We start from the raw sequence: 15099 nt of genomic DNA on the forward strand, positions 1-15099 counted from the left end.
CGCCGGATTCTACGTTCGGGCACCGTCCGGCCACGCCGTTCGCCGACGGGCGGTGCGTCCGACGGCCGATCGTCGATACCGACCGCGTTCTCCCTGGTGGCGACCGGTCCCGCGGGCCCAGACCGGCCACCGCCGCCGTGGCGACCCCCAACGAAAGTCGGTACCGGCCCCCGACGTTGGAGTCGTGGATCCGTGTCCGCCCCGTCCCTTTGGCCGGGGTGCGAATCGGCCTGTGGGGGGAGGATCCGGGCCCCGCGGCGGACCTAGCGTGGTCACCACACCGGGCGGGACCGGAGGCGGCCTCCGAGCCGCCCGGTGACACGTGTCCGTACCGTCACCACTGGAGTTGTCTGCCGTGACCGCGTCCTCAGTCCAGCCCGTTCCCCCGGCCACCGCCCCGCCGGTGGTGGTCGCCCGGGGGCTCACCAAGACCTACGACACCGGGGGCAGCCAGGTCCACGCCCTCGCCGGGGTGGACGTGGACTTCCACCGGGGCGCGTTCACCGCGATCATGGGCCCCTCCGGCTCGGGCAAGTCCACCCTGATGCACTGCCTGGCGGGCCTGGACGTGCCCACGTCCGGCACCGTGCACCTGGGCCGGACCCAGATCACCGGTCTGCGCGACGGCGAGCTGACCCTGCTGCGCCGCGACCGGATCGGGTTCATCTTCCAGTCGTTCAACCTGCTGCCGATGCTGACCGCCGAGCAGAACATCCTGCTGCCGTCGCAGATCGCCAAGCGCGGGGTCGACCAGCAGCGGTTCGACCACATCATCGACGTGGTCGGCCTGCGCGACCGCCTCGACCACCTGCCCACCAAACTCTCCGGCGGCCAGCAGCAGCGCGTGGCCGTGGCCCGCGCCCTGCTCAACGCGCCCGAGGTGGTCTACGCCGACGAGCCCACCGGAAACCTGGACTCGCGTTCGGGCGCGGAGGTCCTGGCGTTCCTGCGCGACTCGGCCAGGGACCTGGACCAGACCATCGTCATGGTCACCCACGACCCCGTGGCCGCCTCCTACGCCGACCGCGTCGTCTTCCTGCGCGACGGCGCACTGGTCGACGAGGTCACCGACCCCAACCCCGAGCTGGTCTCCGCCCGGCTGCTGAAGCTGGAGGCCTGACCCCATGCTGCGCACCACACTCGCGGGACTGCGGCTGCACAAGTCCCGCTACGTGACGACGGTCCTGGCGATCCTGCTCGGCGTCATGTTCGTCTCCGGAACCATGGTGTTCGCCGACACCCTGAACGCCAACTACGAGGAGTCCGTGATGGGCTCCGCCACCACCGTCGACGCCATCGCCACACCGGCGGTCCCGGACGAGGTGACCGACCAGGCCCCCGACCCCGGTCTGCTGACCGCGGACCAGCTGGAGCAGGTCCGCGCCCTGCCCGAGGTCGCCGGGGCCGACGGCATGGTGCGGGGACAGGCCGTCCTGCTGGACGCCGAGGGCCGCGCCTTCGGCTTCATGCCGCCCGCCGCGGTCTCCGTCGAGGGCGTCAACCGCTTCGACGCGACCGAGGGCGAACTGCCCTCGGACGGTGACGAGATCGCCCTGTCCACCTCCACCGCCGAGCAGACGGGCTTCACCGTCGGCGACACCGTGACCGTGCTCGACCCCGCGCAGGACAGGCGCGAGTTCGAGGTCACCGGCCTGGTCAACTTCGGTGTCGACCCGGCCTACAGCTTCTCCGGCGCCGTGGTCCTCGCACCCGGGACGGTGGAGGAGATGACCGGCGTGACGGACTACGTCGAGATCGACGCGGTCGCCGCCGAGGGCTACACCGACACGCAGGCCACCGACGCGATCGCCGGAGTGCTCGGTTCCTCCGCCGAGGTCATGACCGGCGAGGAGTACGGCCTGGAGATGGCCGAGGGCGCCGGCGCCGAGACCGAGATCTTCCGCACCGCGCTGCTGCTCTTCGCGTTCATCGCGATGTTCGTCGCCGGAATCGTCATCTACAACACCTTCGCCATCCTCATCGCCCAGCGCCAGCGCGAACTGGCCCTGCTGCGGTGCGTGGGCGCCAAGCGCGGCCAGGTCTTCCGGTCGGTGCTGCTGGAGTCCGTGGTCGTGGGCCTGGTCGCCTCCGCCCTCGGTGTTCTGGCGGGTGTGGGCATCGGCATCGGCGGCGCGGCGGTCGCCGCCCCGGCGATGGGCGCAGACGGCGGCATCCCCGTGGTCATCACCCCGACCGCGATCCTGACCGGACTCGGTGTCGGCACGGTCGTGACCGTCGTCTCCGCGATGGTCCCCGCGCTGCGCGCCACCCGTGTGGCGCCGCTGACGGCCCTGCGCACCAGCGCCACCGCCGCCGGGATCGAGAAGGGCACCGGCTGGATCCGCGTCGTGTTCGGCCTGGTGACCTTCGCGGTCTCCGGCGCACTGATCGCGCTGACCCAGATGTCGGACATGGGCATGACCGGGCCGGTCATCGTGACGGGTGCCGCCCTGGTCGCCTTCGTCGGCGTCGTGGTCCTGGGACCGCTGCTGGTACGCGGGATCGTCCGCGTGGTCGGCCTGCCCCTGCGCAAGATCGGCGTGGCGAGCATGCTGGCCGTGGACAACTCCGTCCGCAGCCCGCGCCGCGCCGCGACGGCGATGATCGCCCTGACCGTGGGAGCCACGCTCATCACCGGCTACTCCGTCGTCAGCGCGTCCACCGAGTCGACCCTGACCCGGATGCTGGACGAGCAGTTCCCGATCGACTACCAGATCAACCCGCAGTTCTCCATGGAGGAGCCGGCGGGCGCCGGGGACGGTGCCGGTGAGGAGCCGGCGGGCGGGGACGGCGCCGCCGAGGGCACGCAGACCACCCAGGAAGCCGGGGTGCCGGGCGCGGAGCCGAACGTCGCGCCCGCCGAGGGCGCGGACGGCGCTCCGGAGGCGGACGCCGCGGACGGAACCGACATGGCCGCCGACACCGACGCGTCCGGGCTCGGGACGATCCCCGAGGAGGTCCGCCGCGACCTGGAGGACGAGCCGACCATCGCCGGGGTCTTCGGCCAGCGCAACGGCTACCTGGAGACCGGGGACGGCCGGTACATGGACGTCGTCGCCTACCCCGGTGCGGAGTACGGCACCGACCTGACCATGGAGACCGTCGAGGGCGACCTGTCCGACGTCGGTCCCGGCAGCATCGCCCTGCCGGAGGGCTCCGCCGAGGGCACGGACCTGGGCGACTCCCTCACACTGGTCAACGAGGGCGCCGAGGTCGACCTGGAGGTCGCGGCGATCGTGGTGGACGCCACGGGCACCGGGGGCGCCGTCCTCCACGAGGAGGACCTGACCGCCCTCTTCCCGGAGTTGACCGAGGACCAGGCCCTGCTCATCCGCGGGGAACCGGACGCCGACCCCGCCGAGCTGCGCGAGGCGGTCTACGCCTCGGTCGACGACCACCCCACGCTCCAGGTCATGTCCGTGGCCGAGATCAAGGACCAGTTCTCGGACATGATGGACATCGCCTTCTACACGATCGCGGCGATGCTGGGCCTGGCGATCATCATCGCGGTGTTCGGCATCTCCAACACGATGGCGCTGTCGGTGCTGGAGCGCACCCGCGAGTCCGCGATGCTGCGGGCGCTGGGGCTGGCCCGGGGCCAGCTGCGGCGGATGCTCAGCGTGGAGGCCGTACTGCTGTGCCTGATCGGCGCGGGGATCGGCATCGTGCTGGGTGTGGTGTTCGGCTGGGCGGCCGCCGCCTCGGTGCTGCCGGGCATGGTCTTCGACCTGCCGGCCGGACAGATCGCGGTGTTCATCGGGGTCGCCGTCGCGGCCGGGCTGCTCGCCTCGGTCCTGCCGGGCCGCCGGGCGGCGGGCACCTCGATCACCGGGGCCCTGGCCAGCGAGTGACGTCCCCGGCGCTCCGGCCCTGACGGGCCCGTGACACGCGGCGCGGTCCCCCACCGCGGTGGGGGACCGCGCCGTACTGTTGTGGGTCGGAGGTGTGCTGTGCGTGCTTCGATCCCGGTTGCGGCGGGCGCGGTGGCGTGGGGAACGCCCACCGCGCGCTGGACGCTGACGGCCACGGTGCTCGGTTCGGGGACGGCCTTCCTGGACTCCACGGTGGTGACGGTGGCCCTGCCCGCCATCCAGGACGACCTCGACACCGGCCTGTCCGGTTTGCAGTGGATCGTCAACGGATACATGGTGACGCTGTCCGCGCTCATCCTGCTCAGCGGTTCCCTGGCCGACCGGTTCGGCCGGGTGCGGCTGTTCACTGCGGGCGTGGCGGTGTTCGCGCTGGCCTCGGCGCTGTGCACGTTCGCGCCGACGCTGGGGTGGCTCGTGGCGGGCCGGGTCGTGCAGGGGGTCGGCGGGGCGCTGCTGACACCCGGCAGCCTGGCGATCCTCCAGGCGGGCTTCCGGGAGGAGGACCGGGCGCGGGCGATCGGCGCGTGGTCGGGACTGACCGGTGTGGCCGCGGCGGTGGGCCCGTTCGTGGGCGGCTGGCTGGTCCAGGTCGGCGACTGGCGGCTGATCTTCCTGATCAACCTGCCGCTGGCCGCGGTGGTGCTCGCGATCTCCTGGTGGAAGGTGCCCGAGTCCCGGGACGAGTCGGCCGGCCGGCGGCTGGACCTTCCGGGCGCGCTCCTGGGCATCGTGGCTCTGGGCGGGACCACGTACGCGCTCATCCAGTGGGGCGCGGTGGGGGCAACGCCCGCCGTGTGGGTCGCGGCGGTGGCCGGGGCCGCGGCCCTGGTCGCGTTCGTCCTGGTGGAGCGGTCGGGCACCGAGCCGATGCTGCCGCTCGGGATCTTCTCCTCCCCCGCGTTCTCGGTGACCAACGTGGCCACCGTCCTCATCTACGGCTCGCTCGGACCGCTCTTCTTCCTGCTGGTGATCTACCTCCAGGAGGTGGGCGGCTACTCTCCGATCGCCGCCGGTTCGGCCTCGCTGCCGATCACCGCGCTCATGCTGGCGCTGTCCGCGCGCTCCGGACGGCTGGCGGCGAGGCTCGGTCCGCGTCCGCAGCTGGTCGTCGGCCCGCTGCTGTTGGCGGCGGGGTTCGTGCTGCTGTCCCGGCTGGACAGCGGCGACCCCTACCTGACCGGGGTGCTGCCGGGGGTCCTGCTGATCGCGCTGGGGCTGTCGGCGGCGGTGGCGCCGCTGACCGCGACCGTGTTGGCGTCGGCGCCCGAGCGGCACGCGGGGCTGGCCTCGGGGGTGAACAACACCTTCGCCCGGGGCGCGCAGCTGATCGGGGTGGCCGCGGTTCCGGCGGTGGTCGGGATCAGCGGGGCGGGCGGGGAGGCCGCGGGTCCGGGGGCGGGGACGGAGGCGATCGCCCAGGGGTTCGGCCCGGCGATGCTGGTGCTGGCCGGAGCGTGCGTCCTGGCCGCCCTGTGCGCCGCGGCCCTGCCGCGCGGGCGGATGCCGGGACCGGCGGAGGCGCCCGCCGGGAGGGAGGAGGGGGCCGCACCGGCGGAGGCTCCCGAGGTGCGTCCCGTCGGGAGGGGGCGCCCGGCGCGGTTCTGCGGTGTGTCGGGGCCGCCGGTACGCGCGTGTCCGGGTTCGAGCGCGGGCGGGGCGCACGACGTGGGCCGCGGGGGCGCGGACTGATCCGGCGTACTCCTCGACCTGCCGGTACCCGACGATGGCGGCCGTCCCCGCACGGGGGCGGGTCACATGTCGGGCTCGGAAGCGGTGTCGGGTTCGGCCGAGATGTCCGACTCCGGCACCACGCTCACCGCGTCCTCCTCGGCGCTGCGCTGCGTGCCCCAGCGCTGGTGGGGGACGACCCGCCGCCGTTCGGCGCGCACCTCCTGACTGATCCCCCACTCACCCCGGCTGTCGTCGTCCACGAAGTCGTAGTCGAGGATGTTGAAGTCGGGGTCGATCACACGCTCGCACTCGGCGATCTCGGTCTCCTGGGGGTCGTCCCCCAGATCGGTGTCGACGTCGTAGGGTTGTTCGCTCACGGTGTCCCCCTCCTTCCCCGTTGTCCCTGATGATCGCAGGTCAGGGCGGACAAGGGAAGGACGGGGAGGACACGGCCGGGTCAGCGGCGGGTGCGTTCGGACCGACGCAGGCGCAGCGGGCGCAGGGCCGCCTCCAGGGCGACCGCGCCGTCCAGCTTGCTCTCGCCCACGACGCGGTCCTCGAAGTGGATCGGGATCTCCATCATCTTCTGGCCGCGCCGGAAGGCCCGGTAGTGCATCTCGATCTGGAAGGCGTAGCCGGTGCTCTGGATGCTGGGCAGGTCCAGTACGCGCAGGGTCGCGGCCCGCCAGATCTTGAAACCCGCGGTGACGTCGCGGACCGGCATGGACAGCACGGTCTTGACGTAGGCGTTGGCCCACCCGCTGAGCAGTCGGCGCCGGGTCCCCCAGTTCTCCGAGAGGCTGCCGCCGGGCACGTACCGGCTACCGATGACGACGTCGGCGTTGGTGGACAGCAGGGTGCCGAGCAGCTGGGGCACGTATCCCGCGGGATGGCTGAGGTCGGCGTCCATCTGCACCACGTGGTCGGCGCCGTCGTCGAGCGCCCGGGTCATGCCCGCGACGTAGGCGCGCCCGAGCCCCTCCTTGCGGGTGCGGTGCACGACCGCGACCCTGCCGCCGTACTCGACGGAGAGCTTGTCGGCGACCTCGCCGGTGCCGTCCGGGGAGTTGTCGTCCACGACCACGACGCCCAGGTTCGGCAGACCGAGCGCCATCAGCTGACCGACGAGCACCGGGAGGTTGGCGGCCTCGTTGTAGGTGGGTACGACCACGGTCAGGCGCGCGTCCGACCAGGGTTCGGGCAGGGTCACGGGAGCGGGCGTGACACGGACCGGGGCGGGTCCGGTGGGCTCGGGAGGTGTCGGCTGGGAGTGCATGTGCGGCGGCTCCTGCGTGTGGACGACGGTGTGGGGGCGCTTGACGAGCGGGGTGTGGCCCAGGATCACGCATAGGGCACCAGCGGCACAAGCGTGTGTGAACGGTAGGGTACGTGTTCCTCCTTCCCGGAACGGACGGCCGTCCCCGGCGGTGGGATCACTCCCCGCGTTCCTGGGCGACCACCGCCACGTGGACGAGGGCGCCGGTCTCCTCCAGGGTCATGAGGACCTCCGGGTCGGCACTGCTGTCGGTCACCAGGTGTGCGATCTCCTCCGGTGCGACGGTGGGCACCATGCTGTCGGCACCGATCTTGGTGTGGTCGGCCAGCACGACCGTCTCCTCCGCGCAGGCCGCCAGCGCCCGGTCCACGGTGGCCACGGCCGGGTTGGGGGTACTCAGTCCGCGGTCGGCGCTGACCCCGTTGCCCGACAGGAAGGCCCGTGTGACGCGGAGTCCGGCCAGGCTCCGCTCCGCGGCGGTACCGACGAGCGCGCGGATGGGGCCGTGCAGGGTCCCCCCGGTCATCACCACCTCGACCCCGGAGGCGTTGGCCAGGGCCTCGGCCACCCGCAGGGAGTTGGTGACGACGGTCAGTTCGGTGTGGGTGAGCAACTCCCGGGCGAGGGCCTCGGTCGTGGTGCCGGGCCCGACGGCGATCGCCTCGCCGGGGCGGACCAACCGCGCGGCGGAGGCGGCGACGGCCGCCTTCTCCGCCGCGCACTGCCCGCTGCGCCCGGAGTAGCTCTGTTCGTGGCCGATCCGGCCCGGCAGTGCCGCGCCGCCGCGCCTGCGGTCGACCAGGCCCTCGGCCTCCAGCGCGCGGACGTCGCGGCGGACAGTGACCTCGGAGGCGCCGACCTCGGCCGCGATGTCGCGCAGGGACAGGGTTCCGCGGGCACGGACGAGTGCGAGGATGCGGTCCCTGCGTTCGGCGGCGAACGCCGGACGACTCTCCTCGGCCATGGACGCGACCCCTTCCCGTACCGGTGCGTGCGCACGGGACAGGTCCCGTGTGTCCCTAGAGTACGGATCTGTCGTGTGAGGGGGGAGCCTCCGCACCGGACCCGTCCGAGAGGAGGGTCATCACGAGAACCGCGGACAGGAACACGAGTCCGATGACCGCTCCCGTTCCGAACAGCACCACGACCGACATACGGGCCTCCCAGGGGGACGGGCTGACCTGCCATAGGACCGATTCCCGGTTTCGGACGGGCTCACACCGACCGGCCGACGGAACATGGGGCGACAATGGGGGTATGACCCTCGGTTCCACCATCGCTCCCCTGACGACCACGGTCTGGTGGGCGCACACGTCCGCCGCGTCCGACCGGCTCCTTCGCGTGCTGGACGAACGGGAACGCGCCCGCAACGCCCGCTTCCGGCACCAGGCCGACCGCGACCGCCACCTGCTCGGCCGCGCGATGGCCCGGCTGGCCCTGGCCGAACTGGTGTCGTGCCCGCCCGAGGAGGTGACCTTCGACCTGGTCTGCCGCTCGTGTGAGGAGAAGAGGCGCACGGGCGCGGACCCCGGTGGACGGGAACCGCACGGCAAACCCGTCCCCTCCGGCCCCGCGCACGGCTGGGAGGTGTCGGTCAGCCACTCGGGTGAGTGGGCGGTGCTGGCGGTGGCCCAGGGGGCCCCTGTGGGGGTGGACGTCGAACAGGTGTCGGTGGCGCGCGACCTGGACGGGCTGGTGGAGTACACGCTGGCCGACGCGGAGCGGTCGGCGTGGGACGCCCTGACACCGCAGGAGCGCACGGGCGCGTTCTTCGGCTACTGGGCCCGCAAGGAGGCCCTGCTCAAGGCGACCGGGCTGGGGCTGTCGGGCGGACTGCGGCGGGTGTCGGTCAGCCCGCCGCACACCGAGGCCCGGCTGGACTCCTGGGCGGGCGGGGGCGCACCGGGGGCGGTCTGGCTGACCGACCTGGACCGGGGCACCGACTACCGGTCCGCGTTGGCCGTACTCACCGACCGCCCCGTGAGCACGCGGGTCCGGTCACGCGCCGACACCGTCGCGCTCCTGCGCTCCTGACGTGCGCCGGGCCCGCGGCGCGCCGCGGGCCCGTACCGGCTCTCAGACGCCGCGGGCGAGGTCGCGGCCGATCACGAGGCGCTGGACCTGGTTGGTGCCCTCGACGATCTGGAGGACCTTGGCCTCGCGCATGTAGCGCTCGACGGGGAAGTCACGGGTGTAGCCGTACCCGCCGAAGACCTGGACGGCGTCGGTGGTGACCCGCATGGCCGTGTCGGTGGCCATGAGCTTGGCCATCGCCGCCCGGGTCCCGAACGGGCGGCCCGCGTCGCGGAGCCGGGCCGCGGACAGGTAGAGCTCGCGTGCGGCGGCGATCTGGGTGGCCATGTCGGCGAGCATGAAGCCCACACCCTGGAAGTCGCCGATGGCCGTCCCGAACTGGCGGCGTTCACGGGAGTAGGCGACCGCCGCCTCCAGGGCGGCCTGGGCGAGGCCGACCGCGCAGGCCGCGATGCCCAGCCGCCCGGAGTCCAGGGCCGACAGGGCGATGCCAAAGCCCCGGTCCCGCTCTCCGACGAGGGCGTCCGCACCGAGCTCGACACCGTCGAAGAGCACCCCGGCGGTGGGCGAGGAGGACATGCCCATCTTGCGCTCGGGCGCCGCCGAACTCAGCCCGGGGGTCCCGGCCGGGACGTGGAAGCAGCTGATGCCGCGCGCCCCGGAGCCGGGGGCGCCGGTGCGGGCGAAGAGGGCGTAGTAGTCGGCCCGTCCGCCGTGGGTGATCCATGCCTTGGCGCCGTTGACGCGGTAACCGCCCTCGACGGGTTCGGCGCGGGTGGTGAGGGCGGCGGCGTCGGAGCCGGAAACGGTCTCGGACAGGCAGTAGGCGCCGAGGAGGTCGCCGCCGACCATGTCGGGCAGGTGGGCGGCCTTCTGCTCGTCGGTGCCGAAGGCGGCCACGGGGTAACAGGACAGGGTGTGGACACTCACGCCCAGGCCGACCGCGAGCCAGCCGCGGGCGAGTTCCTCGACGACCTGGAGGTAGACCTCGTAGGGCTGGTCACCGCCGCCGTACTCGCCCGGGTAGGGCAGGCCCAGCAGTCCCGCGGCGCCGAGCGTGCGGAAGACGTCGCGTGGGAAGGCGGCGTTCTCCTCGTCCGCGGCGGCGCGCGGGAGCAACTCCTTGTCCACGATCTCCCGGGTCAGATCCAGGAGCTGTTCCGCCTCGGGTGTGTGCAGTGTGCGTTCGACCGCCATGAAGCCTCTCCCACGGTTGCGGCGACCCACGGCCCATTTAGTAGGTCGTCCAACTATATGGTGACGAACGGCACCCTATCCCACAAGATCGATCACAGCGACGCGCGGGGCTGGACGAGGAGGAAGCCTGAGCCTGATCGGGTTGACGGCGCGTACGGGTCGACGACCCGCGAACACCCGTCTGTACACGAACCCCCCGCGCGTCCTACATTCCACGCATGGACCTCGAACTCCGCCACCTGCGCACCCTCTGCCTCCTGGCCGACACCGGCAGTGTGACCCGGGCCGCCGCCGCCCTGTCGACGTCGCAGCCCGCCCTGACCACCCAGCTGCAACGCATCGAGCGCGAGGTCGGCGGTCCGCTCTTCCACCGGGGGCGGTCCGGTGTCAGCCCGACGGAGCTGGGCGAGTTCGTCCTGGTCCGCGCGCGCTCGGTCCTGCTGTCCATGGATGATCTCCTGAACGACATCACGGCGCGCCGCGCCTCCCCGACCACGCTCAGGATCGGCGGGGTGGGGCCGCTGGCCCTGGAACTGTCGGCGCGGCTGCCCGAGGTCTTCCCCGGTGTCCCCGTCCACGTGCGTACCGAGTACTCCCCCAAACTGGTCACGGACCTGGTGCGCGCCGGCCGTCTGGACATGGGCACCACCGTCGACTACGTGGACCGCGACCTGCCCGGTGACGGCCCGCTCTCCTGGGCCATGCTCGCCGTCGAACCGCTGCACGTGGCTCTGTGGGAGGACCACCCCCAGGCGGACCGGCCGGTGGTGCGACTGGCCGACCTCGCCGACTCGCCCTGGGCACTCACCCCTCCGGACGGATCCGGCTGGCCGGAGTGCTTCTACCTGGCCTGCCAGCGTGCGGGGTTCACACCCGAGGTGCCCTTCCGCCTCTACGACCGCTCCGAGATCCACGACCTCATCTCGGCCCACCGGGCGGTGGCCCCCTGCCAGTCCGACTTCGACACGTCCGAGGGCGTCGTGATCCGACCCCTGGCCGGAGCCCCGATCCAACTACGCCACCTGCTGGTCTGGCGCCGCGACAGCCCCGTGCACCAGGCCTCGGACCGCGTCGCCCGGGCCGCACGCGAGCTGCTGGACCGGTCCCCCCTGTCGCTGGCGGCCCCCCGACGGGAAACGGCGGAGGAGGGCGCGGCGGGCGACCCCTCCGGCGGCTGAGGACCTCAGCTCCGCGAACGGACCGCCGCGCGCACCCAGGGCAGCGCCGACCACACCGCCATCGCCAGTCCGGCCAGGATCAGCCCGGCGGTGGCGATCCACTCGTGCGACCCGTCGGGGTGGTACACACGGGTGTTCGCGCCGATGTCCACGGCGGCCGACACCGAGCCCTCCTCGCAGGCGAAGTCGCCACCCGCGAGGTAGACCCACTCGCGCTCCACGGAACCGTCGTCGGCCCGGTAGTCGCCGTAGCAGGTACAGGACACGTGACCGAAGTGGCTCACGCAGTCCTGCGCCGCAGCGGTGAACTGGCCCGGGGCGCCGTCGGCGCGCAGAGCGCGGACGCTCCGGTCCACGTTGCCCCCGCCCAGGTAGACGAGGAGCAGACCGAGCAGCAGGACCACGATGGGGAAGGCGCCCACCCGGGGCCGGGTCATGTGGCCGCCTCCGCGTGCTCCCTCTCCGCGCAGCGGCACACCATCGCCTCCCTGTCACCGGGGCCCGGCCGCACGTGCAGGTACATGGCGACCATCATCGGCACGAAGACCAGGGAGTTGTAGAGCAGGTGCAGCTCCACCCGCGGGATGACCAACTGGACGAGGCTGGTCGGAGCCTGCATCCCGGCGATGTTGACCCCGACCAGGGCCTGGACCAGCAGCAGCAGATGTTCGAAGTGGTGCCAGATCTGGATGCCCAGGGAGATCCACCACCAGGTCCGGGAGCGCCCCCTGAAGCCCGGGAGCAGGAGGAACAGCCCCACGAGCATGACGAGCGCGTAGCCATAGTGCAGCCACTCCGACGTGACCAGCCAGGGGAAGGGGATGCCGAGCACGCCGCGGGCCTCGGCCACCGGCCAGTCCAGCGCGTAGATCTGCGCGGCTTGGGCCAGGTGCTCGGCCCAGTGCGCGAGGACGATCACCATGAACAGCCGCAGACCGGCTCTGTGCCCTCGGGTGTTCAGGGCGTCGAGTCCGCCACGCCAGGCCCGGTAGGTGTTCTGCGCCAGGGTCATCGCTCTCTCCCCATGGTCGTCATCGGATATGCCCCTTCGTTCGCGGGGTGCCGCGCCCGGGGGCCGCGACGCCATGCCCATCGTCGGTCGGGTCCGGCGTCCCGTCCTCTCCCGCATTGCTGTGCGGGGGACACACCGGTCGGGGCGGAACTCGGCGACGGTCAGCGCGAAGGCGTCACCCGCGACGGAGGCAGCGCGGACGGAACACGCGTCCGCGGGGGCAGAGGGGATCCGGAGTACGGAAATGAGCAACGTGGAAGACGTTAGGCGGGGGGGCCGTGGCCAGGATGGAGCGGTGAGCCCCAGCCCACATCCACCACGACGGACTCCCCCACCCCGTGATCACCGTGCTGGCTCAGAACCGCTAGGAGAGAGAGTGCGAGAATCGGTTCGTCAGGCCGTTTCCTCCATACACGCACGTTATGCCGAGCCGATCACCCTGACCGATATCGCCGCCGAAGTCTTCGTCAGCCCCTTCCACCTGTCCAGGGTCTTCGCACAGGAGGTCGGTGTTCCCCCCGGCAGATACCTCACCGCGGTTCGCATGTTCGAGGCCAAGAGGCGGCTCATCGCCTCTCCCATGACCGTCTGCGACATCGTCCACAGCGTCGGGTACAACAGCGTGGGCACCTTCACGAGCCGGTTCACCCGTGCCGTGGGCAGGTCACCCCGCGAGTACCGCAAGCCCGAGGTCGCGCGGCTGCTGGTGGCCGCTTCCGGCGACTTCAACCGCATGCCTCCCCTGGAGGAGCTGAACAGAACCGGCCGACGGCGCGTCGAACACCGACATAGCACCGGAACGCTGAGCGGAGTCATCGAACTCCCCCGGTGCCGGCCGGACACGACCGTGCTGGTCGGCGTCTACCAGGAACGCATCCCGCAGCAGGCCCCCGTGGTGCACCGGGCCCTCCCCACGCTCGGACGCACGGAGTTCACCCTCTCGGCCGTCCCCACGGGCGAGTGGTCGGTCATCGCCATCGCCATGCCCGGGAACACGACCCACGCCCGGGAGAACGTCTTCGTCGGTTCCTCCCCCACACGGATCCCCATCCGCCCGGGCGCCGACTCACGCACCTGGATACCGATGCGGCGGCTCGCCCCCACCGACGCCCCCATCGCGATCACCCTCGCGGACACCCCACCGGCCGATCGGCACTCCGAACGGCCGCCCGCGCTGGCCTGCGGCTGACCCCGCATCCCCTGAGGACACGGTGGACTCCCCCGGGTGTACCTCCCGAGCGGGACCGCGAGCGGGAGGTGTACCCCGGTACGGGCCAGGCCACGGCCCTCCTGCCCGGCCAGTTGTGGCCACACCCCGGAAACGGGGCCGGGCAGGACGTGGCCGCCACCCTGATCAGGGAGTACGCACGAACACCCCCAAGGTTGCAGTGGCGTTCGACACGCATATGGTGTTAACTCGCGAGTAACGTACTGATGGGTAGCAATGCATTGCCGACCCAGAGTGACGGCTCCCCCTGCGCAAGGGCCCGTCCCCGCTGAAACACACCACGGACCCACAGGACACACCACCATGCGACCACTGAGTTCCCTCGCCTCGGCCACGGCCGTCGTGATACTGGCGGCCTCCTGCTCCTTCGGGCAGTCGAGCGAGGGTGACGACAACGCGGACATCACTCAGGGTGTGACCGACGACGCCGTGATCATCGGTACGCACCAGCCGCTCACCGGTGCGGCCGCCCCCGGATTCCGCCACGTGTCCAGCGGTGCCCGCGCCGTGTTCGACTACATCAACGACAACGGCGGCATCCACGGGCGCCGTATCGAGTACCAGGTCCAGGACGACGGCTTCGACCCGGCGCTCACCCAGGAGGTCACCCACTCCCTCCTGGAGGACCACGAGATCTTCGCGATGCTCGGCGGCCTGGGTACACCCACCCACGAGTCGGTCATCGACGAACTGAACGACCAGGAGGTGCCGGACCTGTTCGTCTCCTCCGGCGCCCTGGCCTGGGACCAGCCCGAGGAGTACCCCTACAGCTACGGCTTCCAGGTGGACTACACCCGCGAGGCCAAGATCCAGGGCCAGTTCATCGCCGAGAACTTCGCGGGTGAGGACGTCGGCCTGCTCTACCAGAACGACGACGTGGGTCCCGCGTCGCACGCCGGGATCGAGCAGTACCTGTCCGAGGAGATCGTGGCCTGGGAGTCCTACGACCCCGGGGTGCCCGAACTCTCCGGGCAGATCACGGCGATGAAGCAGTCCGGCGCCGAGGTCGCCGTGTGCTACTGCATCCCCTCCTACCTGGGTCTGGCCGTCATGGAGGCGGCCGCGATCGGTTACGAGCCCCAGTGGGTGGCGCCCAGCTTCGGTGCCGACGTACGGATCGTCACCGGACTGATCGAGGAGTTCGCCGAGGGCACACCGGCCGAGGACATCCCGCCCGAGGCCTTCCTGGACGGACTGATCATGACCGCGTTCCTGCCCATGGCCTCCCAGTCCGACGATCCGTGGACCGCGTTCTACCGGGGCATCCACGAGCAGTACAACGAGGGCACGCCGTTCACCGACACCACGATCTACGGCATGGTGCAGGCGACGCTGTTCGCCCAGGTGCTCATGGAGGTGGGCCCGGACCTGAACCGCGAGGTGCTCCTGGAGACACTGAACTCCCATGAGTGGACGGGCCCGGGCCTGGTCCCCTTCTCCGCGAGCGAGAACGACCACAGCGGTTACACCGGGGTGATGGTCGTCCAACACCACGCCGACGACGAGATGGAGGTCCTCCAGGACCCCAGGGCCACCGACGGCGGTGGCGGCGAGATCGTCGACTTCGAGCTGGAGCGCCCCACCCCCGACGAGGTCGTGCTCTTTGACGGCGACACCGCCGGGTAGGGCCA

At 71.8% G+C, this 15099-nt stretch carries 13 protein-coding genes; 7 read left to right on the plus strand and 6 right to left on the minus strand.

The window, feature by feature from the left end:
- The first annotated feature begins 355 nt into the window (after positions 1–355).
- From ACTVAJ_RS10470 to ACTVAJ_RS10480, 3 genes are all read left to right on the plus strand, one after another.
- Positions 356–1120 carry an ABC transporter ATP-binding protein gene (locus tag ACTVAJ_RS10470; protein WP_470387909.1) on the plus strand — a complete coding sequence of 255 codons (765 nt, stop codon included), beginning with the start codon at positions 356–358 and terminating at the stop codon, positions 1118–1120.
- A 4-nt stretch (positions 1121–1124) separates the two neighbouring features.
- The gene (locus tag ACTVAJ_RS10475; protein ID WP_470387910.1) at positions 1125–3851 is read left to right on the plus strand and encodes an ABC transporter permease; all 2727 of its coding nucleotides are present in this window, start codon (positions 1125–1127) and stop codon (positions 3849–3851) included.
- Between the two features lie 99 nt (positions 3852–3950).
- Positions 3951–5561 (plus strand): MFS transporter, encoded by a 1611-nt coding sequence (locus tag ACTVAJ_RS10480; RefSeq protein ID WP_470387911.1) that lies wholly within the window; start codon positions 3951–3953, stop codon positions 5559–5561.
- Between the two features lie 62 nt (positions 5562–5623).
- Here the strand turns inward: ACTVAJ_RS10480 and ACTVAJ_RS10485 are convergent, their stop codons facing one another.
- The 3 genes from ACTVAJ_RS10485 to ACTVAJ_RS10495 all read right to left on the minus strand — a co-directional run bounded on the left by ACTVAJ_RS10485 (position 5624) and on the right by ACTVAJ_RS10495 (position 7783).
- The gene (locus tag ACTVAJ_RS10485) at positions 5624–5920 is read right to left on the minus strand and encodes a hypothetical protein (RefSeq protein ID WP_470387912.1); all 297 of its coding nucleotides are present in this window, start codon (positions 5918–5920) and stop codon (positions 5624–5626) included.
- Positions 5921–6000: 80 nt separating this feature from the next.
- The gene (locus tag ACTVAJ_RS10490) at positions 6001–6819 is read right to left on the minus strand and encodes a polyprenol monophosphomannose synthase (protein WP_470388044.1); all 819 of its coding nucleotides are present in this window, start codon (positions 6817–6819) and stop codon (positions 6001–6003) included.
- A gap of 157 nt (positions 6820–6976) precedes the next feature.
- Positions 6977–7783, minus strand: coding sequence for a DeoR/GlpR family DNA-binding transcription regulator (locus tag ACTVAJ_RS10495; RefSeq protein WP_470387913.1), 807 nt, complete (start codon positions 7781–7783; stop codon positions 6977–6979).
- A 293-nt stretch (positions 7784–8076) separates the two neighbouring features.
- On the opposite strand from ACTVAJ_RS10495, the gene ACTVAJ_RS10500 reads away from it, so the two are divergent.
- Positions 8077–8853: a 4'-phosphopantetheinyl transferase family protein gene (locus tag ACTVAJ_RS10500; protein WP_470387914.1), complete on the plus strand. Its 777-nt coding sequence runs from the start codon at positions 8077–8079 to the stop codon at positions 8851–8853.
- Positions 8854–8895: 42 nt separating this feature from the next.
- Here the strand turns inward: ACTVAJ_RS10500 and ACTVAJ_RS10505 are convergent, their stop codons facing one another.
- Positions 8896–10050 (minus strand): acyl-CoA dehydrogenase family protein, encoded by a 1155-nt coding sequence (locus ACTVAJ_RS10505; RefSeq protein WP_470387915.1) that lies wholly within the window; start codon positions 10048–10050, stop codon positions 8896–8898.
- Between the two features lie 218 nt (positions 10051–10268).
- On the opposite strand from ACTVAJ_RS10505, the gene ACTVAJ_RS10510 reads away from it, so the two are divergent.
- Positions 10269–11228, plus strand: coding sequence for a LysR family transcriptional regulator (locus ACTVAJ_RS10510; RefSeq protein WP_470387916.1), 960 nt, complete (start codon positions 10269–10271; stop codon positions 11226–11228).
- A 5-nt stretch (positions 11229–11233) separates the two neighbouring features.
- Here ACTVAJ_RS10510 and ACTVAJ_RS10515 read toward each other — a convergent pair whose 3' ends face one another.
- Together ACTVAJ_RS10515 and ACTVAJ_RS10520 are read right to left on the minus strand one after the other, a co-directional pair.
- Positions 11234–11665 (minus strand): hypothetical protein, encoded by a 432-nt coding sequence (locus ACTVAJ_RS10515; protein WP_470387917.1) that lies wholly within the window; start codon positions 11663–11665, stop codon positions 11234–11236.
- Positions 11662–12240, minus strand: a complete 579-nt coding sequence (locus ACTVAJ_RS10520; RefSeq protein ID WP_470387918.1) for a hypothetical protein — start codon at positions 12238–12240, stop codon at positions 11662–11664. Before ACTVAJ_RS10520 ends, ACTVAJ_RS10515 begins: the two co-directional genes overlap by 4 nt.
- Positions 12241–12484: 244 nt before the next feature.
- On the opposite strand from ACTVAJ_RS10520, the gene ACTVAJ_RS10525 reads away from it, so the two are divergent.
- Positions 12485–13429: a helix-turn-helix domain-containing protein gene (locus tag ACTVAJ_RS10525; RefSeq protein WP_470387919.1), complete on the plus strand. Its 945-nt coding sequence runs from the start codon at positions 12485–12487 to the stop codon at positions 13427–13429.
- A gap of 342 nt (positions 13430–13771) precedes the next feature.
- A complete protein-coding gene (locus tag ACTVAJ_RS10530; protein ID WP_470387920.1) occupies positions 13772–15094 on the plus strand; it encodes an ABC transporter substrate-binding protein in 1323 nt (440 codons plus the stop codon).
- The last annotated feature ends 5 nt before the right edge of the window (positions 15095–15099 follow it).

It is taken from the genome of Nocardiopsis sp. KDC1DS13DA1, assembly GCF_055632325.1.

Coding starts and splice junctions, on each gene's coding strand:
- ACTVAJ_RS10475 (WP_470387910.1), top strand. CDS start 1,125: ATGCTGCGCACCACACTCGCGGGACTGCGGCTGCACAAGTCCCGCTAC.
- ACTVAJ_RS10490 (WP_470388044.1), bottom strand. CDS start 6,819: ATGCACTCCCAGCCGACACCTCCCGAGCCCACCGGACCCGCCCCGGTC.
- ACTVAJ_RS10495 (WP_470387913.1), bottom strand. CDS start 7,783: ATGGCCGAGGAGAGTCGTCCGGCGTTCGCCGCCGAACGCAGGGACCGC.
- ACTVAJ_RS10500 (WP_470387914.1), top strand. CDS start 8,077: ATGACCCTCGGTTCCACCATCGCTCCCCTGACGACCACGGTCTGGTGG.
- ACTVAJ_RS10505 (WP_470387915.1), bottom strand. CDS start 10,050: ATGGCGGTCGAACGCACACTGCACACACCCGAGGCGGAACAGCTCCTG.
- ACTVAJ_RS10510 (WP_470387916.1), top strand. CDS start 10,269: ATGGACCTCGAACTCCGCCACCTGCGCACCCTCTGCCTCCTGGCCGAC.
- ACTVAJ_RS10515 (WP_470387917.1), bottom strand. CDS start 11,665: ATGACCCGGCCCCGGGTGGGCGCCTTCCCCATCGTGGTCCTGCTGCTC.
- ACTVAJ_RS10520 (WP_470387918.1), bottom strand. CDS start 12,240: ATGACCCTGGCGCAGAACACCTACCGGGCCTGGCGTGGCGGACTCGAC.
- ACTVAJ_RS10525 (WP_470387919.1), top strand. CDS start 12,485: ATGAGCAACGTGGAAGACGTTAGGCGGGGGGGCCGTGGCCAGGATGGA.
- ACTVAJ_RS10530 (WP_470387920.1), top strand. CDS start 13,772: ATGCGACCACTGAGTTCCCTCGCCTCGGCCACGGCCGTCGTGATACTG.